The 253-nt window shown below is 55.3% G+C and carries 1 protein-coding gene; it reads left to right on the top strand.

Translation table 11 applies throughout. The annotated features are described in order from the left end of the window. Window positions 1–253: Ig-like domain-containing protein (locus AACW06_RS20540; RefSeq protein ID WP_192076419.1), on the top strand; the 253-nt coding region annotated here is incomplete at both ends.

Raw genomic sequence — 253 nt, 5'->3', positions numbered from 1 at the left:
ACCAACCCAGATAGCAGTGTGACAACGCAAACCTACACCGTTACCTTGTTAGATACGTTAAATGGTGTCGCTGCTATTACGATCCCATCATTGATTGACGAAGGTATGTACAGCGTGACGGCGCAGATCAGCGACGCGGCGGGCAACAGCAGTGGTGATAGTGCGCCAGTGACGTTTGATTTTGACGCCACCGTGCCAACTGCGGTGCCAACACTTACCATCGCGGATGCCGCGGACGGCAGCGTGAGCGTGG

The sequence above is a fragment of the Vibrio sp. S12_S33 genome (genome assembly GCF_963889785.1).
In the GTDB taxonomy this organism is placed as follows: Bacteria; Pseudomonadota; Gammaproteobacteria; order Enterobacterales; family Vibrionaceae; genus Vibrio; species Vibrio aestuarianus.
This window is presented reverse-complemented; position numbering and strand designations above follow the sequence as displayed.